This window comes from Kosakonia sp. MH5 (assembly GCF_009935945.1).
Taxonomy (GTDB): Bacteria; Pseudomonadota; Gammaproteobacteria; order Enterobacterales; family Enterobacteriaceae; genus Kosakonia; species Kosakonia radicincitans.
This window is the reverse complement of record NZ_QODH01000001.1, coordinates 365,001-387,874: the sequence shown is the minus strand read 5'-3', so window position 1 is coordinate 387,874 and position 22,874 is coordinate 365,001. Positions and strand designations below refer to the sequence as shown.

25 protein-coding genes are annotated in these 22,874 nt (G+C 53.1%); 9 read left to right on the top strand and 16 right to left on the bottom strand.

Going from position 1 to position 22,874, the window contains the following annotated elements; genetic code table 11:
- The first annotated feature begins 56 nt into the window (after positions 1–56).
- Positions 57–599: an O-acetyl-ADP-ribose deacetylase gene (gene ymdB / locus DK872_RS01915; protein WP_007374446.1), complete on the top strand. Its 543-nt coding sequence runs from the start codon at positions 57–59 to the stop codon at positions 597–599.
- Between the two features lie 36 nt (positions 600–635).
- Here the strand turns inward: ymdB and mdoC are convergent, their stop codons facing one another.
- Positions 636–1,784 carry a glucans biosynthesis protein MdoC gene (mdoC, locus tag DK872_RS01910; protein WP_161517981.1) on the bottom strand — a complete coding sequence of 383 codons (1,149 nt, stop codon included), beginning with the start codon at positions 1,782–1,784 and terminating at the stop codon, positions 636–638.
- Positions 1,785–2,055: 271 nt separating this feature from the next.
- On the opposite strand from mdoC, the gene mdoG reads away from it, so the two are divergent.
- The 3 genes from mdoG (at position 2,056) to DK872_RS01895 (ending at position 6,413) form a co-directional block, all read left to right on the top strand.
- Positions 2,056–3,591: a glucans biosynthesis protein MdoG gene (gene mdoG, locus DK872_RS01905; protein WP_090397625.1), complete on the top strand. Its 1,536-nt coding sequence runs from the start codon at positions 2,056–2,058 to the stop codon at positions 3,589–3,591.
- Complete coding sequence (mdoH, locus tag DK872_RS01900; protein ID WP_071920623.1) at positions 3,584–6,112, top strand: glucans biosynthesis glucosyltransferase MdoH; 2,529 nt, start codon at positions 3,584–3,586, stop codon at positions 6,110–6,112. The genes mdoG and mdoH overlap by 8 nt, the downstream gene beginning before the upstream one ends.
- 73 nt (positions 6,113–6,185) lie before the next feature.
- Positions 6,186–6,413, top strand: a complete 228-nt coding sequence (locus tag DK872_RS01895; RefSeq protein WP_043953916.1) for a YceK/YidQ family lipoprotein — start codon at positions 6,186–6,188, stop codon at positions 6,411–6,413.
- On the opposite strand, the gene DK872_RS01890 is transcribed toward DK872_RS01895, so the two are convergent.
- The 3 genes from DK872_RS01890 to DK872_RS01880 all read right to left on the bottom strand — a co-directional run bounded on the left by DK872_RS01890 (position 6,414) and on the right by DK872_RS01880 (position 9,279).
- The gene (locus tag DK872_RS01890) at positions 6,414–6,788 is read right to left on the bottom strand and encodes a MysB family protein (RefSeq protein ID WP_090397623.1); all 375 of its coding nucleotides are present in this window, start codon (positions 6,786–6,788) and stop codon (positions 6,414–6,416) included.
- A 168-nt stretch (positions 6,789–6,956) separates the two neighbouring features.
- Entirely contained in the window at positions 6,957–8,213 is a 1,257-nt protein-coding gene (gene mdtG / locus DK872_RS01885; RefSeq protein WP_007374452.1) for a multidrug efflux MFS transporter MdtG, read from the bottom strand.
- A 145-nt stretch (positions 8,214–8,358) separates the two neighbouring features.
- Positions 8,359–9,279: a Kdo(2)-lipid IV(A) acyltransferase gene (locus DK872_RS01880; RefSeq protein WP_035886206.1), complete on the bottom strand. Its 921-nt coding sequence runs from the start codon at positions 9,277–9,279 to the stop codon at positions 8,359–8,361.
- Between the two features lie 217 nt (positions 9,280–9,496).
- Between DK872_RS01880 and DK872_RS01875 the strand changes: the two genes are divergently transcribed.
- Positions 9,497–10,546, top strand: a complete 1,050-nt coding sequence (locus DK872_RS01875) for a rhodanese-related sulfurtransferase (protein ID WP_161517980.1) — start codon at positions 9,497–9,499, stop codon at positions 10,544–10,546.
- Between the two features lie 35 nt (positions 10,547–10,581).
- Here DK872_RS01875 and DK872_RS01870 read toward each other — a convergent pair whose 3' ends face one another.
- The 10 genes from DK872_RS01870 to mdtH all read right to left on the bottom strand — a co-directional run bounded on the left by DK872_RS01870 (position 10,582) and on the right by mdtH (position 17,998).
- Complete coding sequence (locus DK872_RS01870) at positions 10,582–11,157, bottom strand: YceI family protein (protein WP_007374456.1); 576 nt, start codon at positions 11,155–11,157, stop codon at positions 10,582–10,584.
- Position 11,158: 1 nt separating this feature from the next.
- Positions 11,159–11,725, bottom strand: coding sequence for a cytochrome b (locus tag DK872_RS01865; protein ID WP_007374457.1), 567 nt, complete (start codon positions 11,723–11,725; stop codon positions 11,159–11,161).
- Positions 11,726–11,984: 259 nt separating this feature from the next.
- Positions 11,985–12,098, bottom strand: coding sequence for a YceO family protein (locus tag DK872_RS01860; RefSeq protein WP_007374458.1), 114 nt, complete (start codon positions 12,096–12,098; stop codon positions 11,985–11,987).
- 50 nt (positions 12,099–12,148) lie between these two features.
- Positions 12,149–13,267, bottom strand: a complete 1,119-nt coding sequence (gene solA, locus DK872_RS01855) for an N-methyl-L-tryptophan oxidase (RefSeq protein ID WP_035886203.1) — start codon at positions 13,265–13,267, stop codon at positions 12,149–12,151.
- A 118-nt stretch (positions 13,268–13,385) separates the two neighbouring features.
- Positions 13,386–13,640 carry a biofilm formation regulator BssS gene (bssS, locus tag DK872_RS01850; RefSeq protein WP_007374460.1) on the bottom strand — a complete coding sequence of 85 codons (255 nt, stop codon included), beginning with the start codon at positions 13,638–13,640 and terminating at the stop codon, positions 13,386–13,388.
- Positions 13,641–13,915: 275 nt separating this feature from the next.
- Positions 13,916–14,161, bottom strand: a complete 246-nt coding sequence (gene dinI, locus DK872_RS01845; protein ID WP_007374461.1) for a DNA damage-inducible protein I — start codon at positions 14,159–14,161, stop codon at positions 13,916–13,918.
- A 74-nt stretch (positions 14,162–14,235) separates the two neighbouring features.
- Positions 14,236–15,279, bottom strand: coding sequence for a dihydroorotase (gene pyrC, locus DK872_RS01840; protein WP_079518124.1), 1,044 nt, complete (start codon positions 15,277–15,279; stop codon positions 14,236–14,238).
- 115 nt (positions 15,280–15,394) lie between these two features.
- Positions 15,395–15,955: a lipoprotein gene (locus DK872_RS01835; RefSeq protein ID WP_007374463.1), complete on the bottom strand. Its 561-nt coding sequence runs from the start codon at positions 15,953–15,955 to the stop codon at positions 15,395–15,397.
- A 121-nt stretch (positions 15,956–16,076) separates the two neighbouring features.
- A complete protein-coding gene (gene grxB, locus DK872_RS01830) occupies positions 16,077–16,724 on the bottom strand; it encodes a glutaredoxin 2 (protein ID WP_007374464.1) in 648 nt (215 codons plus the stop codon).
- Between the two features lie 65 nt (positions 16,725–16,789).
- Positions 16,790–17,998, bottom strand: a complete 1,209-nt coding sequence (gene mdtH / locus DK872_RS01825; RefSeq protein ID WP_007374465.1) for a multidrug efflux MFS transporter MdtH — start codon at positions 17,996–17,998, stop codon at positions 16,790–16,792.
- A 238-nt stretch (positions 17,999–18,236) separates the two neighbouring features.
- On the opposite strand from mdtH, the gene rimJ reads away from it, so the two are divergent.
- From rimJ to murJ, 4 genes are all read left to right on the top strand, one after another.
- The gene (gene rimJ / locus DK872_RS01820) at positions 18,237–18,821 is read left to right on the top strand and encodes a ribosomal protein S5-alanine N-acetyltransferase (RefSeq protein ID WP_007374467.1); all 585 of its coding nucleotides are present in this window, start codon (positions 18,237–18,239) and stop codon (positions 18,819–18,821) included.
- Positions 18,822–18,830: 9 nt separating this feature from the next.
- Positions 18,831–19,478, top strand: coding sequence for a YceH family protein (locus DK872_RS01815; RefSeq protein WP_007374468.1), 648 nt, complete (start codon positions 18,831–18,833; stop codon positions 19,476–19,478).
- A gap of 2 nt (positions 19,479–19,480) precedes the next feature.
- Complete coding sequence (locus DK872_RS01810) at positions 19,481–20,404, top strand: Gfo/Idh/MocA family protein (protein WP_007374469.1); 924 nt, start codon at positions 19,481–19,483, stop codon at positions 20,402–20,404.
- Between the two features lie 107 nt (positions 20,405–20,511).
- On the top strand, positions 20,512–22,047 hold the full coding sequence (gene murJ / locus DK872_RS01805; protein ID WP_007374470.1) for a murein biosynthesis integral membrane protein MurJ: 1,536 nt from the start codon (positions 20,512–20,514) through the stop codon (positions 22,045–22,047).
- A 44-nt stretch (positions 22,048–22,091) separates the two neighbouring features.
- Here the strand turns inward: murJ and flgN are convergent, their stop codons facing one another.
- Positions 22,092–22,514, bottom strand: coding sequence for a flagella biosynthesis chaperone FlgN (gene flgN / locus DK872_RS01800; RefSeq protein WP_035886202.1), 423 nt, complete (start codon positions 22,512–22,514; stop codon positions 22,092–22,094).
- Positions 22,515–22,518: 4 nt separating this feature from the next.
- Positions 22,519–22,812, bottom strand: a complete 294-nt coding sequence (gene flgM / locus DK872_RS01795; RefSeq protein ID WP_035886201.1) for a flagellar biosynthesis anti-sigma factor FlgM — start codon at positions 22,810–22,812, stop codon at positions 22,519–22,521.
- Positions 22,813–22,874 lie beyond the last annotated feature (62 nt).

Sequence of the window (22,874 nt, the reverse complement as noted above, 5' to 3'; positions counted from 1 at the left end):
CGCTCCAGGATACACTTACCGGAAAGGCGGTTGATTGACCGAAAAAGGGGGCAAAAATGCAGCCACGTATGCAGGTACTTCAGGGAGATATCACTACTCTCGAGGTTGATGTCATTGTTAATGCCGCAAACTCGTCGCTACTTGGCGGCGGCGGTGTTGATGGCGCTATTCATCGCGCGGCAGGACCGGAGTTGTTGAAGGCGTGTCAGCAGGTGCGTCAGCAACAAGGGGAGTGCCCTCCGGGGCATGCGGTGATCACCACGGCGGGAAATCTGCGCGCTAAAGCGGTGATCCACACGGTTGGCCCTGTGTGGCGCGGCGGCGGTGAACACGAAGCTCATCTGCTGGAGGATGCGTACCGCAACAGTCTGTTGCTGGCTGAAGCGAACGGCTACACCACGATCGCTTTCCCGGCGATAAGTACTGGTGTGTATGGCTATCCGAAAGCGGCGGCGGCAGAGATCGCGGTCAACACGGTGTCTGCACATTTGATCCGACGCCCTCAGCTACAGCAGGTCTTGTTTGTCTGCTTTGATGGCGAAACGGCGCACCTTTACCAGCGATTATTAACACAGCAGGGCGAAGAACCTGCAAAATAGGGCAAGCGCAGGCTACTCCAGGAGCAGCCTGCGAAATCAACGGGCGGTAGCGTGGGTTTTCACCTCTTTCTCCTGCGGTTTACCGGAGAAGAGAAAACGCAGCAGCGGAATGCGCAAGTGAATTTCATACAGCAAAACCGCAATCCCAATGACGAATACCAGTCCGGTGACAAAACCTAACGCGTTGGACTGAATATGTGGAGTGATCCATGCACCAAAGAGCAGCGTCAGGGGATGGTGTACCAGATAAATAAACAGCGACGCATTGACAAAATAACTCACCCGCGCCGACTGAAAATTAAGCAACCGGTGCCCCAGCGAGAACACCACATTCACCATCCACAGCCCCAGCAGCATGGTAATTACCGCTTCGGTTTCATACATACACGCATCGCCGCTGCCATAGCGTTGGTTAAGCAGATAAGCAACAAACGCCAGCGCTGAGCCAACCATGCACCACGGTGACGGCGTGGTAAAAAGTGATTTTAGCCGCGGATTTATGAAAGTCAGCGCACCAAGGATAAAGAAAGGAATGTAAAACAGCGACTGCATGACGGCGAAATTAAACAGCGCATCGCGCAATATATCGGGATACAACAGAAAAATAATGCGCCGAAATGCGGCCCAGGCAATGCCCAGCAGCAGGAACCAGAGGGAAAGCGTACCGAGTGAAATAGAACCAAGTAGGCGATCGGCATTGTTTTTTATTTTTTTAAACAACCACATGCCAACCGTTGTTAATATGACGAGTACTAACAGGAACCATAAATGAGATATCAGTTCCCACGACAGCGTATTGAATTTGTCATACGCCGATAAGGTGCGCCATTCCGTGGTATTGTTATTCACATATTGCAACATAATAAATTGCGGCAACGTGAGCAGCGGAATTGCGGTGAGCATCGGTATACCGACACGTTCAACGCGCACCATCCACCAGCGTTTAAGCGGATAACGCAGATATAGCATGTATGAAAAATAACCGGATATGACAAAAAACACCTGCATGCGAAACGCATGAATAGCGTCATTAAACAGGGTCAGCCACCAGGAAGGATAGGTACTGTTAACGTGCCACATATGGCTGGAATAAATCAGCGAGATGTGGAACGGGATCCCAAGCAGCATTAACCACGCGCGGATGGAATCAAGGAAATATTCTCGTTGTGCGGGTACTCTGGCCATATAACTCCGGGCATTCTAAGACTTTTCGCCTTATCCATAAGACAAATAATGGTTACATTCGAAACTAACCCTACACTATGTCCGATAACCTGTCTCCAGGATAAGCCTGCAAAACGATAAGGGTGAGTTTCTTTGCTTATTCAATGAGCCAGCAGGCAGAACAATACAGGGATTCAGTTGTCGGATTGGCTGAGTTTCCATTAAAATGGATCGGATCGATTTAAGCACACAAAGGGGGAAGTGCTTAGTTATTATGAAACCTAAATTACAAATGATGAAAATGCGTTGGGTAGGCGCTGCGGTTCTGTTGTCACTTTATACGTCATCAGGCTGGGCTTTTTCTATTGACGATGTCGCAAAACAGGCACAATCCCTGGCTGGCAAAGGCTATGAAGCACCCAAGAGCAATCTGCCCTCTGTTTTCCGTGACATGAAATACGCGGACTATCAGCAGATTCAGTTCAACCACGACAAAGCCTACTGGAACGCGACCAACACCCCGTTTAAGCTTGAGTTTTATCATCAGGGCATGTATTTCGATACGCCGGTGACCCTCAACGAAGTGACCGCTACCGCCGTTCGCCAAATTAAATACAGCCCGGACTACTTTAATTTTGGTAACGTTCAGCACGATAAAGACACTGTAAAAGATCTTGGTTTTGCTGGTTTCAAAGTTCTTTACCCCATCAATAATAAAGATAAAAACGATGAAATCGTCAGCATGCTGGGCGCAAGCTACTTCCGCGTGATTGGCGCAGGTCAGGTTTATGGGATCTCCGCGCGCGGTCTGGCGATTGATACTGCGCTCCCCTCCGGCGAAGAGTTCCCACGTTTTCGTGAATTCTGGATCGAGCGTCCCAAGCCTGCCGATAAACGCCTGACGATTTACGCATTGCTGGATTCACCGCGCGCCACGGGAGCCTATCGCTTCGTGATTATCCCTGGACGCGATACTGTAGTGGATGTGCAATCCAAAGTTTACCTGCGCGATAAAGTGGGCAAACTGGGTGTTGCGCCGCTGACCAGTATGTTCCTGTTCGGTCCGTCGCAACCCTCTCCGGCGACCAACTACCGCCCGGAATTGCATGATTCTAACGGTCTGTCGATGCTTGCCGGCAACGGCGAGTGGATCTGGCGCCCGTTGAACAACCCGAAACACCTGGCTGTCAGCAGCTATGCGATGGAAAACCCGCAGGGCTTTGGCCTGCTGCAGCGTGGCCGTCAGTTCTCCCGTTTTGAAGACATTGATGACCGCTACGATCTGCGTCCGAGCGCATGGGTTACGCCGAAAGGCGAGTGGGGCAAAGGGAAAGTTGAGCTGGTTGAAATTCCGACCAATGACGAAACCAACGATAACATCGTAGCCTACTGGACACCGGATCAACTGCCGGAACCAGGCAAGGAGATGAACTTTAAATACACCATCACCTTTAGTCGCGACGAAGATAAACTGCATGCGCCAGACAACGCCTGGGTACTGCAAACTCGTCGTTCGACCGGTGATGTAAAACAGTCGAACCTGATTCGTCAGCCTGACGGAACGATCGCCTTTGTCGTCGATTTCACCGGCCAGGATATGAAAAAACTGCCGCAGGACACCCCAGTCACCGCGCAAGCCAGCATTGGCGATAACGGCGAAATCGTGGAAAACACCGTTCGCTATAATCCAGTGACGCAAGGTTGGCGTTTGATGTTACGCGTGAAAGTTAAAGATCCGAAGAAAACGACGGATATGCGCGCGGCCCTGGTAAATGCCGACCAGACCCTGAGTGAAACCTGGAGCTATCAGCTACCTGCCAATGAATAAGACAACTGAGTATATCGACGCGCTGCCGCTCACGGATGCGGAGAAGGCAGTGCTGCCGACAGAGAGTATTCTTAGCGTGCATCAGGCGCTGGATGCTGAACACACAGACTGGAAACGTGAAGACGATACGCCGTTGGGTTCTGTGACGGCGCGCTTGCAGCATAGCTGGCCGGATTCACTGGGCAAAGAGCAGCTTATTAAGGATGAAGAAGGGCGTGCGCAACTTCAGGCAATGCCGAAAGCGAAGCGTTCTTCCATGTTTCCCGATCCGTGGCGTACCAACCCTATCGGGCGTTTCTGGGATCGCCTTCGTGGACGGGAAGTGGCTCCGCGTTATCTTTCTCGTCTGACGAAAGAAGAGCAGGCACACGAACAGAAATGGCGTACTGTCGGCTCAATCCGCCGTTATATTTTACTGCTGCTGACGCTGGCGCAGACGGTGGTGGCGACCTGGTATATGAAAACCATCCTGCCTTATCAGGGCTGGGCGCTGATCAACCCGACCGATATGGCGGGCCAGGATCTGTGGGTTTCCTTTATGCAGTTGCTGCCGTACGTGCTGCAAACCGGCATTCTGATCCTGTTCGCCGTCCTGTTCTGTTGGGTATCCGCCGGTTTCTGGACGGCGCTGATGGGCTTCCTGCAACTGCTTATCGGCCGCGACAAGTACAGCATTTCGCACTCAACGGTGGGTGATGAGCCGCTTAACCCGGAACATCGTACCGCGTTGATTATGCCTATCTGTAACGAAGACGTGGATCGCGTTTTTGCGGGGCTGCGTGCGACCTGGGAATCGGTTAAAGCTACCGGGCAGCAACAGCATTTCGACGTCTATATCCTCAGCGATAGCTATAACCCGGATATCTGCGTTGCTGAGCAGAAAGCGTGGATGGAGCTGATCGCGGAAGTGCAGGGTGAAGGGCAGATCTTCTATCGCCGTCGCCGTCGTCGCGTGAAACGTAAAAGCGGCAACATTGATGACTTCTGCCGTCGCTGGGGCAGCCAGTACAGCTACATGGTGGTGCTGGACGCAGACTCCGTGATGAGCGGCGAATGTCTGACCGGTCTGGTGCGCCTGATGGAGGCCAATCCGAATGCTGGGATCATCCAGTCGTCGCCGAAAGCGTCCGGTATGGATACGCTGTACGCACGCTGTCAGCAGTTTGCCACCCGTGTTTACGGGCCGCTGTTTACTGCGGGGCTGCACTTCTGGCAGTTAGGGGAATCCCACTACTGGGGGCACAACGCGATTATCCGCGTGAAGCCGTTTATCGAGCACTGTGCCCTGGCACCGCTGCCGGGTGAAGGCTCTTTTGCCGGTTCCATTTTGTCGCACGACTTCGTGGAAGCGGCGCTGATGCGTCGTGCGGGTTGGGGCGTCTGGATCGCTTATGACCTGCCGGGTTCGTATGAAGAGCTGCCGCCGAACCTGCTCGATGAGCTGAAACGCGACCGTCGCTGGTGCCATGGCAACCTGATGAACTTCCGTCTGTTCCTGGTAAAAGGTATGCACCCGGTACACCGCGCAGTGTTCCTGACGGGCGTGATGTCCTACCTTTCTGCACCGTTGTGGTTTATGTTTCTTGCGCTCTCCACGGCGTTGCAGGTGGTGCATGCCCTGACGGAGCCGCAGTACTTCCTGCAACCGCGCCAGTTGTTCCCGGTATGGCCGCAGTGGCGTCCTGAGCTGGCTATCGCGCTGTTTGCCTCGACAATGGTGCTGCTGTTCCTGCCGAAACTGCTAAGTATCATTCTGGTATGGTGTAAAGGGCCGAAAGAGTATGGCGGCTTCTTCCGTGTAACGATCTCGTTGCTGCTGGAAGTGCTGTTCTCAGTTCTGCTGGCACCCGTGCGCATGCTGTTCCACACTGTATTTGTTGTCAGCGCCTTCCTCGGCTGGGAAGTGGTGTGGAATTCGCCGCAGCGTGATGATGACTCCACGCCGTGGGGCGAAGCCTTTATGCGTCACGGCTCGCAGTTACTGCTGGGGCTGGTATGGGCCGTGGGAATGGCGTGGCTGGATCTGCGTTTCCTGTTCTGGCTGGCGCCGATTGTGTTCTCGCTGATTCTGTCGCCATTTGTATCAGTGATCTCCAGTCGCTCCACGGTAGGTTTGCGTACGAAACGCTGGAAGCTGTTCCTCATTCCGGAAGAGTATTCGCCGCCGCAGGTGCTGGTGGATACCGATAACTATCTGGAGCTGAACCGCTCGCGTTCGCTGGAGGATGGGTTTATGCACGCGGTGTTTAATCCTTCTTTCAATGCGCTGGCAACAGCAATGGCAACTGCGCGTCACCGCTCCAGCCGCGTGCTGGAAATTGCCCGCGATCGTCACGTTGAGCAGGCGCTGAACGAAACGCCTGAGAAGCTGAACCGCGATCGTCGCCTGGTGCTGCTAAGCGATCCCGTGACGCTTTCGCGACTGCACTATCGCGTATGGTCCGCACCTGAGAGATATCTCTCCTGGGTAAACCATTACGAAGAGCTGAAGCTAAACCCGCTGGCGTTGAAGGCGAAATAAGCCGACATTAAGGAAAATACCGGCCACCGAGCCGGTATTTTTTTACTCTGCAAACAGCAAGATGAGGTCAGGTGTGAGAGTTATTCTGGTTGTCGTAATGGCCTGTTTATTAAGCGGCTGCGGCAGCATTATCAGTCGGACTATCCCGGGGCAGGGCCACGGAAATCAGTACTATCCCGGCGTGCAATGGGATGTTCGTGATTCGGCGTGGCGCTATATTACTGTACTCGATCTGCCTTTTTCACTGGTGTTCGACACCTTACTGTTGCCACTGGATGCGCATCACGGCCCCTATGAGTGATCAGCGCTCGTCCCATTCGTCTGCCGCAGTCTGACCCTCTTCGGTATCGAGCGGCGGTTCAAGTTGAAACTCGCCCTCGTCCCATTCGTGCAGCGTGTTCTCTTCCTGCCACTCCTGGCTTATTTCGATCTCGTCGAAATCGCCGTCGAACACGCTTTGCGCGGCTTCGCCACTGAGCATCGGCAGACACTCTCCTGGCTCCTCCTCATCGGCAAAGAACTCAGCCTGCCAGGCGATATCGCCATCCTGAAGAACATACTTTTGCGCATTAAATTGCTGCACGCTGATCTCGTCTTCATCAATATCTGGATTATTGGCAATAAAAATTTCCCGTGCGGCATCAATTGCTTCAGACAGTGTTGAGTAATACTCCAGTTCGGATTCAGCCATGGAAAAACTCCTCAAGTTGCAGAAAAAGTATCTGCAAAAATCTATAGTCGCTGGTTTCGCCAGCGTCAAATGATGGCTGAGGTAATCAGATATTTAACAGAAATTGATCATTATGAAAGGGCGGCAGAGCAGGGGGACCCGCTCTGTAACCGATCACTCTTTACTGCTGACCACGGATGCGGTGGAAGTGGGCGTTTCAGCGTGAGAACGTGCAGGGCGCTGTAAGCTGAACCAGGAATAGACGGCATTAAAAAGCACCACGCCTGCGGTTACACAAAAGACTGCGCGGAACCCGTAGCTGGCGGAGACCGCTGCACCAATAAGTGGCCCGGTAACGTTGCCGATATCACGGAATGACTGGTTATAACTGAAGATGCGCCCGGCAATCTGGTTGGTCGAGTTATAGACCAGCAGCGTCTGCACCGCCGGGAGTAGCGCACCATCGGCAGCGCCGAGCAGGAAACGCAGAATCGCCAGTTGCCAGGGCGTTTGTACCAATGACATGGGCACCAGCAGCAGCACGGATATCACCAGCGCGGCCACCAGGATCTTCTCCGGGCCGATGCGATCGCCCAGTTTTCCCAGACGAGGAGCGCTCATCAGTGCCGCGACGCCTGGCACCGACGCAATCATGCCGCTGATAAACGCGATATTGCTGACGTTACCCGTCAATTCGCGCACATACAGCGTCAGAATCGGCGCAATGGAGCCGGTTGCCACCTGAATAATCATCGTGGTGATAAACAGGCTCAGCACCAGTTTTGGGCTTTTCAACGAGGCAAAAACCTCTTTGAAGTGCAGCATTTCGCGTTTTGCCACCGGGACAAAATTCTCCCGGATACAGCACAGTGTCAGCAGGAAACAGAGGAACAGTACTGACGCTGTGATAAAGAAGACCATCCGCAGACCCCAATTATCGGCGAGAAGACCGCCTGCCAGCGGCCCAAGCAGCGCACCGCCGACGCCACCGGTGGAAAGGGTGCCGAGTGCCCAGCCGCTTTTATTGCGCGGGATTTGTGTCGCAATCAAAGCATTCGCGTTCGGGATAAATCCACCCAATAAACCTAAAAGCGCGCGCAAAACTAAAAACTGCCAGACATTTTGCGCCATGCCCATCAGCGCCATGACAATCGCCATGCCCAGCGCCGACCGCAGCAACATAATTTTGCGCCCTTTACGGTCGGCAAGCCCGCCCCAGAACGGCGAAGCGATAGCTGAAAAAAGGAAGGTAATACTGAACACCAGCCCGGACCACATATTCAGCGCACCCGGATCGGTCACGCCGAGTTGCTCAACATACAGCGGCAGAAAGGGCATGACCAGGCTGAAGGCCGCGCCAGTAAGAAAACAACCAAACCAGGCAACGGTAAGATTACGTTGCCAGTTTATTGGGGCATCAGAAGATGACATAACCATCCGTACAGCGTTGTTGCAACGCGCGCATAAGGGAAATTGATAAGCATGCTAATTATGCGCCCAGGTGATGGTTGCTGCAATGCGCAGGACGATTTTTGTATGATGAAAAAAAGCCCGCAAATGCAGGCTATTCAGGTGTTCAGTAACGAGAAGGGACGCCTTCCGGGCGGGTTTTAAAGCGGCGATGTAGCCACATATACTGCTCGGGAGCCATCATGATGCAGCGTTCCACGACTTTGTTCATCCAGGCGGCTGTTGTTTCTGCATCGTCAAGCGGCGGAGAGTATTCCGGTTCCAGCATGATCAGCTCGTAGCCTTTTGCATCCGGCTTACGACGCGGAACAAACGGTACAATAGCAGCCTGAGACATCCGCGCCAGCATCCAGGTGCCGGAAGTGGACGCTGCCTGCTCAACGGCAAAGAAAGGGGCGAAAACGCTGGCCCGTGGGCCGTAATCGTGGTCCGGCGCATACCAGACAACCTCGCCTGCTTTCAGCGCGCGGATCATTCCTTTAAGATCTTTTCGGTCGATCATACTCTTGTTGGAACGCATGCGGCCCCAGGTCTGCACCAGATCGATAACCGGATTGTCGTTCGGTCTGTAGACACCGATACCCGGCTCATTCATACCGAACATACGGGCGCCAACTTCCAGGGTGAGAAAATGCACGCCAATCAGCAAAATGCCGCGCCCTTGCGCCTGTACGTCGCGAACATATTCAAAACCGGAAACATCCATCCAGCGTGCCATTCGGCGATCGGACCAGAACCAGGCTATGCCCGTTTCCATGACGCCCATGCCGACTGACTCAAAATTTTTGGCAACCATACGCTGCCGTTCTTCGGCGCTCATCTGCGGAAAACAGAGTTCAAGATTGCGCTCGGCGATTTTCACGCGTCGTTTCATCACACGTTTAGCCAGATGCCCAATGCCATACCCCAGGCGATAAATGACCGGATAGGGGAGCTGAACGACCAGCCACAGCAAACCCATTCCAAACCAGGTGGGCCAAAAACGAGGGTGTAAAAGTGAGGCTGAAAACTTAGGTAAAAGCGTCATGACTGTCCTGTATTAAGCAACAATTCCCTGTATTCTCGCACTTTTTCGGAATTTGCCAAAATCCGGGCGCACAGAATGGCGGTTTTTCCGGTGATTGTTATACCGTAATAAGCAGATTGAGAGGAAATGTAGCGCAAAATGTGTGGATGTAAATTATCAATATTTGCTTTATGATGCCGCAGTTTTTTCACTCTCTACTTTGCAGGATACGTACACCATGCCAGTGTTACACAACCGCATCGCCAACGATGAATTAAAAGCGCGCATGCTTGCCGAAACCGAGCCGCGTATCACGGTCTCGTTTTATAAATATTTTTCTATTATGAATCCGCAGGCAACGCGCGATGCCCTTTACCAGGTGTTTACCGCACTGAAGGTATTTGGTCGCATTTATCTTGCCCATGAAGGGATTAATGCCCAGGTCAGCGTACCGCAAAGCCAGTTCCCGGCTTTTCGCGATGCGCTTTATGCCTTCGATCCGGCACTGGATGGCCTGCGTCTGAACATCGCCATTGACGATGACGGTAAATCATTCTGGGTGCTGCGCATGAAAGTGCGCGATCGTATTGTTGCGGACGGTATTGAAGATGAGAGTTTTGATGCCAGCGATGTCGGCGATTACCTGAAAGCGGCGGAAGTGAATGCTATGCTCGACGATCCGGAAGCGATTTTTATCGATATGCGCAACCACTATGAATATGAAGTGGGGCATTTTGACGGCGCGCTGGAGATCCCCGCCGATACTTTCCGCGAGCAGTTACCTAAAGCCGTTGAGATGATGCAGGCGCATAAAGACAAGAAAATTGTGATGTATTGCACCGGCGGTATTCGCTGTGAAAAGGCGAGCGCCTGGATGAAGCACAACGGTTTTAATAAAGTGTGGCATATCGAAGGCGGCATCATTGAGTATGCGCGTCGCGCCCGTGAACAAGGCCTGCCCGTTCGCTTTGTCGGGAAGAATTTCGTTTTCGATGAACGAATGGGGGAACGCATTTCCGACGACGTGATTGCCCATTGCCACCAGTGTGGTGCGCCGTGCGACTCGCATACCAACTGTCGCAATGACGGTTGCCATTTGCTGTTTATTCAGTGCCCGGCTTGTGCGGAGAAATATGAAGGCTGTTGCAGCGAATTGTGTCAGGAAGAGAGCAAATTGCCGGAAGAAGAGCAGCGTAAACGCCGCGCCGGACGTGAGAATGGCAATAAAATCTTCAACAAATCACGCGGACGTCTGAACACGAAACTGGGTATTCCGGATCCAGAATAACGCAAACAGGAGAGGGGAAACCCTCTCCTGCTCATTTACTTCTGCTGTACACCTTCGACGGAAATAATCAGCTCCACATCCTGCGATGCTGGCCCAAGATCGGTCGTAATATTGAAATCTTTCAGCGCAATTTTGCCGGAAGCTTCAAAACCTGCACGTACGCCGCCCCACGGATCTTTGCCCTCACCGATGAGTTTTGCCGCCAGCACCACCGGCTTGGTCACGCCATTCAGCGTCAGATTGCCGGTGATATCCAATCCATCAGCCGTTTTCTTCACTTCAGTAGAGCTGAACGTCGCCTGCGGGAATTTCGCCACATTCAGAAATTCCGCACTGCGCAGATGCTTATCACGTTCAGCATGATTGGTATCCAGGCTGTTAGTGTTGATCGTCACATTCACTTTATCGGCGGCCGGGTTGGCTTCGTCGAAGGTAAATGTACCGTCGAAATCTTTAAACGTACCGTATAACCAACTGTATCCAAGATGCTGGATGCGGAAGTTAACGAAAGCGTGTTGCCCCTCTTTATCGATTTTATAATCTGCGGCTACGGCAGTGCCGCTAGCAAAGAGTAGCGAGGCGAGAGCGAGTCCCGGCAGGATTTTCTTCATATTATGCTCCAGAGTCAGGCGACGATTTTCCCAGCATGCGCTTGAGAGTGGCGTCTTTATCGATGAAATGGTGTTTTAAGGCGGCCAGGCCGTGCAATACCGAGAGCACGACCACGCTCCATGCCAGCCATAAATGAACAGTACCTGCGAGATCCGCCTGCGAACCGGCGTCGGTAAGCGTCGCAGGCACGTTAAACAGGCCAAATACGTTGATCGGTTTGCCATCCGCGGTGGAGATCAAATAACCGCTGATGAGAATGCCAAACAGCAACACATAGAGTGCAATATGAGCCAGTACGGCGCTTGCTCGCGTCAGGCGCGAATAACTGGAAAGTGGAGAAGGGGGCGGTGACATATGCCGCCAGACAATGCGCACCACCAGCCCTAACATCAACAGAATGCCGATGCTTTTATGCAGTTCCGGTGCCTGATGGTACCAGCCATCATAATAGCTGAGCGTGACCATCCATAATCCCAGCGCAAACATGCCATAAACGGCTATTGCCATCAGCCAGTGAAGAGCAACGGAAATAGCGCCATAGCGGGCGGATGAGTTGCGAAATTGCATAATTGTGAATCTGGTTAATGAACGGTTAATTTAAAATGGCGGGAGCGGATACATATTGCAACTGAAAATTAATCAATTAAATAATTAATTTTTCTATATCATATTTTTTGAATGATTTTTGCTTTGAATGTTCAGGTGATTAGAGGATGGAAGGTAAGTCTGGCGGTTAATGGCAGGGTTTGTGAGGTTGCTGTTGTTCAGAGAAATTGTTTTAATTTTATTTTTTTAAATAAATGTCAGCTTTTGTCAGTATTTATGGTCAGGACCATACAATATAAATAAGGTCGATCAGCGCAACGAGAAGCCACAGCGCAATATATAACATCAAATGCTCACGCACGTTATTAATAAGGAAGTTGAATAAACGACGCATGATCTCTCCGTAGAAAAATAAAGGCGGCCACAAATAAGGCCGCCGACGGATTATCGGGTAAAGCGTGACAGGGAAAAAGGTGTCAAATCGAAATCGCTGCGTTTACCCTGTGCAAACTCACTGGCGATTTCGCCGAGCACTGGCGCGAATTTAAATCCATGTCCGCTCAGTCCGGTGATAATCAGCGTGTCCGGATGTTCCGGCAAAGTATCAATAATAAAATCTTCATCCGGCGAGTTATCGTAGGTACATGAAGCGCCATAAAGGCAACCGCCGATTCCCGGCAGAAACTGTCGCAGAAAACCGAAGCACTCCGAACCGTCTCCCGCTTCATTGCCAAAAGGTGTACGCTGTCGCGCCTCGTCGATGAGCTGGCCGCCGTTATGACGACCGATCTTCAGCGCGTTATCTTCGGCGGGGAAGCCGTAATATTGATCGCCATTCGGCATTTCACCGGTGAAGGCTGGGAAGTGATTTTTGCTGCTGTAGCGGCCGTCTGCCTGGAACCAGGCGAAAACCTTGCGTACGGGTTGTACCGGAAGCGTTGGAATTAACTGACGCACCCAGGTACCTGCGCTAATCAACACTTTCTTGCCGACGAACTCGCCTTCCGCTGTTTCGATGGTCACGCCTTCAGGGTCATGACGCAGCGCGGTAACCGGGCAGTTAAACAGTTGTGCGCAACCGGCTTGCTGGGCGAGACTGATCCAGGTTTTTACCGCCAGTTCGCTCCTTAGCACGCCAGAATCGGCTTCGAACAGACCGATATAGTCTTCCGGCACGGTGATTTCTGGCCAGCGGGCCATCAGTGAAGGCGCATCCAGTTTTTCTACCGCCAGATCCCACTGCTTAGCACTGTGGGCGACATTGGCGAGAAATTCGGAATCAGCCGGTCCGAGGTTGATCACGCCGGTCCGTTCGAACACCGCCTCACCGCTTTCGTGGGCTAATTGATCCCACAACTGTTGGGCGCGCAGCACCAGCGGAACATATTTTTCACCCTCGCCATACGCGTGGCGAATCAAACGCGTATCGCCATGATGGCTGCCTTGCTGGTGTGGAGGAAGATGGGAATCGATCATCATGACATTTAGCCCGGCGCGGGTGGCGTAATAGCCGGTAGCTGCGCCGACAGATCCGCTGCCGATAATAATCAGGTCATATTTCATGGTGTTCTCCAGGAAAAAGCGTGTTCAGGAGGGTAATTAACCTGGCGGCGTTATACAAGGGCAGAAATAATTAAGGCACCCTGAAGGGTGCCTGTTGGGATGAAGGTCAGCATTAAGACTAATGCCTGCGGTACTCATCTTGTTGGTAATCGCCTGATTCAATCTTGGCAATACCCGCCTCGAGAATCGATATAAACTGGCGGGCGACATCTGTCGTTAACCATAACGTCTGGCCGACTTCAGTCTCTTCCTGAGCGGCTCTGTTTGGGGTCTGGTAGTGTAACCGGAGCATCAGGGCATCGTAACTATCCACGGTACTGATGTCCCATCCGACCAGTGGATGGGTCTGGATGACTTCATTATTCTTTACCATCATAACCCCCATATTAGCGTGTTTATTTAGACAACGACTTTCGAGGTTCAATGCGTGTTTTATTTGAAGCCTCTTTAGTATATCAACAGATGGGGGTGATGATCGAATAAATAAACACTCTGCAACATGTTTTTTAGGCTGTTTGATTTTTTTGAATAAGAAAACGAAACCTTAAGCACATATTTTTACTAAAGAACTGTGGAATTAATGAATGGCGTAAAAAACAGACAAAAAAGCCGGGGCGACCCGGCAATAAGAACAAACTTAAAGAGAAATTAGTCGTTGATAAACCAGTCGTCGGCGCTTTCCCAGGTTTCCTGCAAAATTTCACTTATGCGATCTTTATCTTCTTTTGCGCCACCAAGCACCGACAGGTTATTAGCCGCCGCGTAGCGAACGGTGATTTTGTTATCGTGTTCGGGATAGTAATTATTGAGCCGACGGGATAATTCGCCCGCCAGCGCATCGATAGCACCTGGCGGTAAGGGTGTGGTTTTGGCGATAGTCACTTCAATGCGCATAATAGCCCCCTGTGTGTTTACTGTATATATATACAGTTAATAAGGTATCTTTACAACAGGGGGCAGTAAAATTTTTACTGCTTAACGCGCCAGCGAACGGTTTCACCCGCGAGGAACGGCACCAGCGTATCGTCCGTCAGGGCAATGCTCTCTGGTACAACGCTTTCGATGCGTTCCAGTTCAATAAAGCCCTCATTGAGCGGCAGTCCGTAGAAGCGCGGTCCGTTCGACGAGCAGAACGCTTCAAAATGCTGCAAGGCGTTCATCTCTTCAAACACGGTGGCGTAGCTACCGAGCGCGGTTGGCGCATTGAAGCAACCGGCACAACCACAGCTTGCTTCTTTCCGGTGCCGCGCGTGCGGTGCAGAATCAGTACCGAGAAAAGCGCGTTCAAATCCACTGGCGACCAACTCTCGCAGCGCCTGCTGGTGAATGTTGCGTTTAAGGATAGGCAAGCAGTAGAGATGCGGACGCACGCCGCCAGCCAGCATGTGGTTACGGTTAAACATCAAATGCTGTGGCGTAATGGTGGCCGCCAGGCGCTCGTTACCCTCGCGCACATAATCTGCCGCGTCTTTGGTGGTGATATGCTCAAACACCACTTTTAACCCCGGCAGGCGCTGGCGCAGCGGCTCCATCACCGTTTCAATAAAGCGCGCTTCGCGATCGAAGATATCGATATCCGCGTGGGTCACTTCGCCATGCACCAGCAGCGGCATGCCCAGTTTTTCCATGCGCTCCAGCACCGGCATTATGGCATCAATGCTGGTGACGCCGTGGCTGGAGTTGGTGGTGGCATTGGCGGGATAAAGTTTTGCCGCCGTAAAGACGTTTTCGTTAAACCCACGTTCCACTTCATCTGCGCTCAGGCTGTCGGTCAGATAGCAGGTCATTAGCGGGGTGAAATCATGCCCGGCAGGCACGGCATCAAGAATGCGCTGGCGGTACGCGCGCGCAGCATCCACGGTTGTCACAGGAGGAGCGAGATTGGGCATGACAATGGCGCGGGCGTAGGTTTCACTGGTCCACGGCACCACGGTTTTTAACATATCGCCATCACGCAGGTGGACGTGCCAGTCGTCAGGACGGCGGATTTTCAAAACCTGGGATTGTGTCATTGGAGTGCTCCGGCTGGTGAGAATCAGGTGTTTTTTGCCGGGCACTAAGGATAAGCGGAAACGTTTTCGTTTGCATCTTTTTCCTGAAAAAAAGGGCGCTCGCGGCGCCCTGGACTCAGTCGGTGAGGGGGATAATAATTTCGCCCGGTTTCACCTCAATGCCTTTGGCGTATTTCTTCGCCAGCGCTTCACCTTTGCTACTGTCCTCTTTCAGCACATAAGCCGGACGCTGATTAAAGTAGTTGCGCAGCGACTGGTTCAGGTAGGGCATCAACGTTTGCAGCACTGTTTGCATTTTTTCTGGCTGCACGTCGGCTTTCACCACTTCCATCTCCTGCAAGTAAATAGCGCCTTTCTCTTTATCAAACACCGGCAACGCCTTCAGTTTCAGCTTGATGACCGCTTTCTGGTTACCGAAAAGGGAGGTCATATCCAGGTTGGCATCGCCGGTCAGCGTCACTTTGTTCGGCTCTTCACGACCAATTTCCGATGCCAGGTTGTTCAGCACAATGTGCGCATCAGCCACGCCAGGCAGGCCAATATCTTTCGCAAAATCGTTGCGTTTTTGCAGCGCCTGGTTAATTTCCTGTTCGCTGATGGAATATTGGGTCAGTTGGTTACAGCCCACCAGCACGCCGCTCAGCAGTAAGGCAGCGGCAAAAAAGATCTTCTTCATAATTCCTCAACGTGATTCCGAAAGCGTCAAAGCCGGTGCGTAGGATGCGTCAGGCGAGGTACAAAGGCTAGCGGAAAAAGCTGAATGGCTGGCGGAAACTTACGTTTCCGCCGTGAGTTCGCTAAATAGCCATTGATGAAAGCAGGTTAACCTGGGTCTGCTTGGCCATATTATCGCGGTAGTCCGCCACCCGGCTCGGCCAGTTAATTCCGGCGACAAGCGTCAGGTTACGCAGCAGCGGGAAAAGATGAATATCGTCTTCGGAGAGCTCGCCGTTGACCGCATTCGGTTTGACAATGAGCTTGTCCAGTGCGCGCAGATCGTCGCTGATATTTTTCACCAGTCCGGCAGAGTGGGCGAGATGTTCATCGAAATTGCCGATCGCCGCCTCTTTCTTCGCGACAAACCAGGCGCGCGCCTGCGGTGTGGAAAACTCGTCGAAGGCGGATTTCGCAAAGCGGGGTATCAGCAATTTATTCACATAGCCGTTAACCTTGCGCAGCCACTCTTCCAGCTTCGGGTTTCGTTTACCGGTGAGTAGCGGTTTGCCGTCAAGTTTATCGACATAGTGCACAATATCCATACTCTCCGGCAGATAACGGCTGTCGTCTTTTTGCAGGATGGGCGCCATCTTCTGGCCAATCATTTTAGTTGGCGTGGCCTCGTCGTCACTAAGCAGAATGTTGAGTTCTACAGGAAGATTTTTAAGGCCGAAAATCATGCGGGCTTTGATGCAGAAAGGGCAGTGGTCGTAAATGTAGAGTTTCACGTTTCTCCTCCATACTGGCTTATCCGTTAAAGACCAGTATGGAAGAGAGCATTGCATGGCGCAAATCAGGCGCCAGGTTCGAGCATCCGCGGGCGAATGCGCTTATGGCCGAATTGCCACAGCAGCGCCATTGAGGTCATCAGCCCGATCAGGCCGAGCATCATCCACGGCAATTCCGGCTGGTTGAAGGCTTTGCCGGCATCAAACAACCACCCACCACCGGCGTAACCAAGCGCGCCGCCAAATGCCAGCCCCAGGCGACTGAAACCCATATAACTGCCGCGCGCACGGGCATCAGCTAGCTGCGCGCTTAAGGTTTCCCGCGCAGGTTCGGCAATAATTGAGCCGATATAGAATGTGCAGATAAGCGTAAACAGTTGCTGCAACGTCCCCACCATTCCGATCGGCAGCAGACTAAATGACATCACCAGCAGCCCGGCCATCAGACGCTGTTCAAGACGAAAGCGTTTTTCACTCCAGCGGGCGATAGGGTAGAGCAACGTCAGCGACAAGCAGGCTTCGATGGCGTACATCCACTTCACTGCCGCCGGTGAACCGGCAATATCGTTGACCATGATCGGCAGCATCAGCATCACCTGTACCGCCAGCATATAGTAACCGGTCAGCGTCAGGACGTAGGTGACGAACCGTTTGTCGCGCAGCACGCGTGCCAACCCTTCGCGCACCGGGGCTTTTACCGTAGAGAGTTTCCACGCCGGTAACAGCCAGGCGTTGAACGCGGCGCAGAGCACGAACATTAGCGCTCCGGCGGCACACACCAGACGAAAGTCATATTGCAACAGCCAGCTACCGAGCAATGCGCCGACAACCGCGCCGGCGCTGTCCTGCATCATCAGGATAGAGAAAAAGCGGCTGCGCTGGTTGGGGCGCACAAGTTTGACCACCAGCGCGGAACGCGGCGGATCGAACAGTGTACCGCCCAGTCCGGAAAGAATGCAGGAGAGCCACAGCAGCCAGGGTTCGTGCGCCACGCCCATCGCGACGAAACCGCCCGCACGCATCAACATGCCGGTGACGATCAGCGGTTTGGCACCAAAGCGGTCGGCAATTGCGCCGCCGAAAATGCCCAAACCCTGCTGAATAAATTGCCGCAGGCCGAGCGCAATACCGACCATCAACGCCGCCCAGCCGAGCTGATCAACAAAACGAATAGAAATAAGTGGGAAGACAACGAAAAAGCCGAGTACAACCAGCATATTATCGACAAGCAGGAAATATTTACCCAGGCTCCTTGCCTGCGATATGCGTGCCATTTCCCCTCCGGGAAATTAAGAAAGATAAGACATTCTTATTCTGCGGGTTCGCCCGATCTTTTCCCACATTCGCGGTGACAATATTTTTTTATCAAAATCCGGCTTTGATTCAGAGTTTTCATCGAAAATGGTCCGCAAAGTGGAAAATGCCATGTTGCTGTTTTCACAGAGTGGCTGCGCAAATGTATAGTAAAGGTAAGGGGTTAAAAGTGTGGTGAAATGGAAGGAGTGGTAATGCATGTTTGGCTACCGCAGTAACGTGCCGAAAGTACGCTTAGTCACAGACAGATTAGTGGTTCGTTTAGTGCATGATCGCGATGCCTGGCGCCTGGCGGATTATTACGCCGAAAATCGGCAATTTCTAAAGCCCTGGGAGCCCGTGCGCGATGAAAGCCATTGCTACCCTTCCGGCTGGCAGGCCCGTCTTGGCATGATCAATGAGTTTCATAAACAGGGTTCGGCATTCTATTTCGCGCTGCTCGATCCTGAGGAAAAAGAGATCGTCGGCGTGGCGAATTTTTCCAATGTGGTACGCGGCTCGTTTCATGCTTGTTACCTTGGCTACTCCATTGGACAAAAATGGCAGGGGCAAGGGCTGATGTTTGAAGCGCTGACGGCGGCGATCCGCTATATGCAGCGCACGCAACATATGCACCGCATCATGGCAAATTACATGCCGCATAATAAACGTAGCGGCGATTTGCTGGCGAGGCTGGGTTTCGAGAAAGAAGGCTACGCCAAATCGTATTTGCTGATCGACGGGCAGTGGCGCGATCACGTACTTACCGCGCTCACCGCGCAAGAATGGACCCCGGGTCGCTAAGGAGCAACGATGAAGTATCAACTCTCAGCGGTCGAAGCGCGCGTTATCGGCTGCCTGCTGGAAAAGCAGATCACCACGCCGGAACAATATCCGCTGTCGATCAATGGCGTGGTTACCGCCTGTAATCAGAAGACCAACCGTGAACCCGTCATGAACCTCAGTGAACATGAGGTACAAGAGGTGCTGGATGAATTGGTGAAACGGCACTATCTGCGCACCGTCAGCGGTTTTGGCAATCGCGTAACGAAATACGAGCAGCGTTTTTGCAACTCTGAATTTGGCGATCTGAAACTCAATCCGGCAGAAGTGGCGCTCATCACCACGCTGCTGCTGCGCGGGCCGCAAACGCCGGGGGAACTGCGCGGTCGTGCGGAACGTATGCATCGCTTTAACGATATGGCGGAAGTGGAAACGGCGCTGGAACTGTTGGCGACGCGGGAAGATGGTCCGTATGTCGTGCGGCTGCCTCGCGAGCCCGGTAAGCGCGAAAGCCGCTATATGCACCTGTTCAGCGGCGATGTACAGACGCTGGTGAATGTTGTTGAGGCGGTCAGCCCGCCGGAAGAATCACTGGTGGCGCGCGTTGAGGCGCTGGAAGAGGAAGTGGCAGATCTGAAACAGCGTCTGGATTCGCTGCTCGCACATTTAGGAGATTAGCCGTGACGAAATTACGTATTGGAGTGGTCGGCCTGGGCGGCATTGCGCAAAAAGCCTGGCTGCCGGTTGTCGGCGCTGCGACCGACTGGACGTTAACCGCAGCCTGGTCGCCGACGCGGGAGAAAGCCCTGCGGGTATGCGAAACCTGGCGCATTCCGTATGCTGATTCGCTGACGGCACTAGCCGCGCAATGTGATGCGGCTTTCGTCCACACGTCGACAGCTTCGCACTACAGCGTGGTCAGTGAGTTACTGAACCTTGGCGTGCATGTCTGCGTTGATAAACCGCTGGCAGAAAACCTCCAGGATGCTGAGCGGCTTATCGAACTGGCCGCGCGGAAAAAACTGACGCTGATGGTCGGTTTTAATCGCCGTTTTTCGCCGCTGTACCGCGAACTGAAACAGCAGATGCCGCAGGCGGCGTCGTTGCGGATGGATAAACACCGTACCGACAGCGTAGGGCCGCACGATTTACGCTTCACGTTGCTCGACGATTATCTGCACGTGGTGGATACCGCGTTGTGGCTGGCGGGAAGCGCGGCGGCATTACAAAGCGGTACGTTGCTCACGGATGATGACGGCGCAATGGTTTATGCCGAACACCACTTCTCACTGGATCATCTGCAAATCACCACCAGTATGCACCGGCGGGCGGGAAGCCAGCGCGAATGGATTCAGGCTGTCACCGATGGTGCGCTGGTGGATATCACCGATATGCGCGAATGGCGCGAAGAGCGCGGGCAGGGCGTAGTAGCGCGTCCGGTCGCTGGCTGGCAGAGCGTGCTGGAACAGCGTGGTTTTGTGGGTTGCGCGCGCCATTTTATTGAATGCGTGCAAAATCAGACGGTTCCGGAAACGGCGGGTGAACAGGCCATCCTGGCTCAGCGCGTGGTGGAAAAGCTCTGGCGTGAGGCGATGAGTGAATAACCGCCTGTAACATCTGGCGATAGTAATTCGCCTTTTTCCCTGTAGACTAAGCGCTTCGCTGTATACCAACGCCTGCATTGCAGGCGTTGTGCCTTATGGAATCCAGAATGAATCTATTAAAATCGCTGGCGGCTGTCAGCTCGATGACGATGTTTTCTCGCGTGCTGGGTTTTGCGCGCGACGCTATTGTGGCAAGGGTTTTTGGCGCGGGTATGGCAACTGACGCCTTCTTTGTAGCGTTTAAACTGCCCAATTTGTTGCGGCGCATCTTTGCCGAGGGGGCGTTTTCCCAGGCATTTGTTCCCATTCTTGCTGAGTACAAAAGCAAGCAGGGCGAGGATGCGACGCGAGTGTTTGTGGCCTATGTCTCGGGTTTACTGACGCTGGCGCTGGCGCTGGTGACTGTCGCCGGGATGCTGGCGGCACCGTGGGTGATTCTGGTCACCGCGCCGGGGTTTGCCGATACAGCGGATAAATTCAATCTCACCTCACAGCTACTGCGCATTACCTTTCCTTATATTCTGCTGATCTCGCTGGCGTCACTGGTGGGCGCGATCCTCAATACCTGGAACCGTTTCTCGGTGCCAGCGTTTGCGCCGACATTTCTCAATATCAGCATGATTGGCTTTGCGCTGTTTGCCGCGCCGTACTTCCATCCGCCGGTGCTGGCGCTGGCATGGGCGGTGACGGTGGGCGGCGTGCTGCAACTGGTTTATCAACTGCCGCATCTGAAGAAGATCGGCATGCTGGTATTACCGCGCGTGAGTTTTCACGATGCCGGTGCTATTCGCGTCGTGAAGCAGATGGGGCCTGCGATCCTTGGGGTCTCGGTCAGCCAGATTTCCTTAATCATCAACACGATTTTCGCCTCGTTTCTGGTCTCCGGGTCGGTATCGTGGATGTACTACGCTGACCGACTGATGGAGTTTCCGTCTGGCGTGCTGGGCGTGGCGCTGGGGACGATTTTGCTGCCTTCACTGTCGAAAAGTTTCGCCAGCGGCAATCACGATGAGTACTGCCGCCTGATGGACTGGGGGCTGCGTCTTTGCTTTCTGCTGGCGCTGCCGAGCGCAGTGGCGTTGGGCATTCTGGCAAAACCGCTGACCGTCTCGCTGTTTCAGTACGGTAAATTTACTGCCTTTGACGCGCTGATGACGCAGCGGGCATTAATTGCTTACTCCGTCGGCTTAATGGGCCTGATTGTCGTGAAGGTGCTGGCACCGGGCTTCTATTCGCGGCAAAACATTAAAACGCCGGTGAAGATTGCCATTGTCACGCTGCTGATGACGCAGTTGATGAACCTTGCTTTTATTGGTCCGCTGAAACATGCCGGGTTGTCACTGTCGATCGGTCTGGCTGCCTGCCTGAACGCCGGTTTGCTTTACTGGCAGCTGCGTAAACAAGATATTTTCACGCCGCAGCCAGGCTGGAAAAGCTTTCTGCTGCGTCTGGTGATTGCTGTGCTGGTGATGGCGGCTGCGCTGGTGGGCATGCTCTATGTTATGCCGGAATGGTCACTGGGTACGATGCCATACCGCTTGCTGCGTTTGATGGCGGTAGTGGGGGTAGGGGTGGTAGCTTACTTCGCCACGCTGGCACTGCTGGGTTTTAAACTGAAAGAGTTTGCCCGCCGGACGGCATAAACAATTTTGCCAGGGGAAACCCCTGGCAAAAAAATGTCTGGCGATTAAATCGAGATTTTTTTGCCGCCGCGGTTAGCAGAAGCGGTGTGGCCGTTGGCACCGTAAAGCGTTGGTTCCTGATGGGGTTTCAGTACATCCAGCGCCTGCTGATTACGCTCAATTTGCCCTTCCAGCAGCCATCCATTGTGCTGGTTAAGGTCGCGCAAATGCTGTGTCTTCTGCGTAATAATCTGCCAGCGATCGGCGATATCGTCATTAGCGCTGCGCTGTGCTTTCTGCGCTGAACGACGCTGTTGCTCCAGGTAATCCAGCGTTGCGAGCAAGGAACTTTTTTCTTCCGTAATACGCTGTAACGCACTGCCATTCACATGGCCTACGGAAAGTTGCTTTTGCTCAGCATCCATCACGTCTTTCAGAGCGCTCAGGATAACTGTCATTTGATCAAGGATGTCTGACAGTCGATTCATTCTGTTATTTACTCTGTAAGTAACTCTGCGCTTCGTTAATCAGGGCATCGGCAATCTTGCCGGTATCCATTTTCAGTTCACCATTACGAATCGCGGTTTTCAGTTGCTCAACGCGTTCCATATTGATGTCATTCGCGCCCGCCTGCATCAGCTTCGCCTGCGCGCCGCTGATGGTGACGCTGGTGCTGTTCGCCGTCTCGGCTTTTTCAAGACGTGCTTTCTGCGTCTGGGCGTCGTTGGTTTCACGCTGTTGAACGGCGTTAACCGGCTTCAGAGGCGATGTACGATCAATGCTCATTGTGTTGTCCTCATCGAGGTGTCCCGGCGTTTCGGGCCAGATATCTTTAGTCGTTGCTTATT

Excerpts from the sequence above, each read along its gene's own strand:
- ymdB (WP_007374446.1), top strand. The coding sequence starts at position 57 with ATGCAGCCACGTATGCAGGTACTTCAGGGAGATATCACTACTCTCGAG.
- mdoC (WP_161517981.1), bottom strand. The coding sequence starts at position 1,784 with ATGGCCAGAGTACCCGCACAACGAGAATATTTCCTTGATTCCATCCGC.
- mdoG (WP_090397625.1), top strand. The coding sequence starts at position 2,056 with ATGATGAAAATGCGTTGGGTAGGCGCTGCGGTTCTGTTGTCACTTTAT.
- mdoH (WP_071920623.1), top strand. The coding sequence starts at position 3,584 with ATGAATAAGACAACTGAGTATATCGACGCGCTGCCGCTCACGGATGCG.
- mdtG (WP_007374452.1), bottom strand. The coding sequence starts at position 8,213 with ATGTCATCTTCTGATGCCCCAATAAACTGGCAACGTAATCTTACCGTT.
- DK872_RS01880 (WP_035886206.1), bottom strand. The coding sequence starts at position 9,279 with ATGACGCTTTTACCTAAGTTTTCAGCCTCACTTTTACACCCTCGTTTT.
- DK872_RS01875 (WP_161517980.1), top strand. The coding sequence starts at position 9,497 with ATGCCAGTGTTACACAACCGCATCGCCAACGATGAATTAAAAGCGCGC.
- DK872_RS01870 (WP_007374456.1), bottom strand. The coding sequence starts at position 11,157 with ATGAAGAAAATCCTGCCGGGACTCGCTCTCGCCTCGCTACTCTTTGCT.
- DK872_RS01865 (WP_007374457.1), bottom strand. The coding sequence starts at position 11,725 with ATGCAATTTCGCAACTCATCCGCCCGCTATGGCGCTATTTCCGTTGCT.
- DK872_RS01860 (WP_007374458.1), bottom strand. The coding sequence starts at position 12,098 with ATGCGTCGTTTATTCAACTTCCTTATTAATAACGTGCGTGAGCATTTG.
- solA (WP_035886203.1), bottom strand. The coding sequence starts at position 13,267 with ATGAAATATGACCTGATTATTATCGGCAGCGGATCTGTCGGCGCAGCT.
- bssS (WP_007374460.1), bottom strand. The coding sequence starts at position 13,640 with ATGGTAAAGAATAATGAAGTCATCCAGACCCATCCACTGGTCGGATGG.
- dinI (WP_007374461.1), bottom strand. The coding sequence starts at position 14,161 with ATGCGCATTGAAGTGACTATCGCCAAAACCACACCCTTACCGCCAGGT.
- pyrC (WP_079518124.1), bottom strand. The coding sequence starts at position 15,279 with ATGACACAATCCCAGGTTTTGAAAATCCGCCGTCCTGACGACTGGCAC.
- DK872_RS01835 (WP_007374463.1), bottom strand. The coding sequence starts at position 15,955 with ATGAAGAAGATCTTTTTTGCCGCTGCCTTACTGCTGAGCGGCGTGCTG.
- mdtH (WP_007374465.1), bottom strand. The coding sequence starts at position 17,998 with ATGGCACGCATATCGCAGGCAAGGAGCCTGGGTAAATATTTCCTGCTT.
- rimJ (WP_007374467.1), top strand. The coding sequence starts at position 18,237 with ATGTTTGGCTACCGCAGTAACGTGCCGAAAGTACGCTTAGTCACAGAC.
- DK872_RS01815 (WP_007374468.1), top strand. The coding sequence starts at position 18,831 with ATGAAGTATCAACTCTCAGCGGTCGAAGCGCGCGTTATCGGCTGCCTG.
- murJ (WP_007374470.1), top strand. The coding sequence starts at position 20,512 with ATGAATCTATTAAAATCGCTGGCGGCTGTCAGCTCGATGACGATGTTT.
- flgN (WP_035886202.1), bottom strand. The coding sequence starts at position 22,514 with ATGAATCGACTGTCAGACATCCTTGATCAAATGACAGTTATCCTGAGC.
- flgM (WP_035886201.1), bottom strand. The coding sequence starts at position 22,812 with ATGAGCATTGATCGTACATCGCCTCTGAAGCCGGTTAACGCCGTTCAA.